Here is a 544-nt window from a genome sequence, read left to right as displayed (position 1 = left end):
TAAAGCATCTAGAACATCGTGAGATAAACTGATTTCTTTACCTTTGCCATGAGTAGACTGTTGATAAAGCATTAGCCCACTTTCAACATCATACGCATTGACAACGTGTAACATGCTTTTTAACCCATTTGTTTTAGTTCCACGTAAAGCCTTACCATCTATTGCCAAAACCGATTTTTCGGTTCGAGTTCGTTCAGAATTCAACCATTCAAACAATGCGTCTAGTAAAGTATCACTATCTAACGCACTGATAATGTTAGCAATGCAGTGTCGTTTGGGAATGCCATTTTCAAATCCGCGATATTCTCTTAACCAGTCAATTTGGCTTTCACCAAATTCTTGAATGGACTTCCATCCGGTAGCGCCACTGAGTACAGCAGAAAATACTAGAAAAACGACATCAACTAAGTTGTGTTTAACGTTAATATCATTACGTGGATCGGGTATGCGATTAAGGCGTTCAAAAAGTGTCATTTTGTAGGTTGAGTAGTACATAGATAATGATCTGATCAACAAAATCAGGATTAGTTCAATCGAAAATAAA

General features: G+C 37.1%; 1 protein-coding gene. It reads right to left on the bottom strand.

Going from position 1 to position 544, the window contains the following annotated elements:
- Positions 1-495 (bottom strand): ISAs1 family transposase (locus GCE9029_RS25420; protein ID WP_231870203.1); only part of this gene is annotated, 495 nt, incomplete at its 3' end.
- Positions 496-544 lie beyond the last annotated feature (49 nt).

Source organism: Grimontia celer, from assembly GCF_900055185.1.
Taxonomy (GTDB): Bacteria; Pseudomonadota; Gammaproteobacteria; order Enterobacterales; family Vibrionaceae; genus Enterovibrio; species Enterovibrio celer.
The sequence above is the reverse complement of the archived record's forward strand: the minus strand, read 5'-3'. Positions and strand labels throughout refer to the sequence as shown.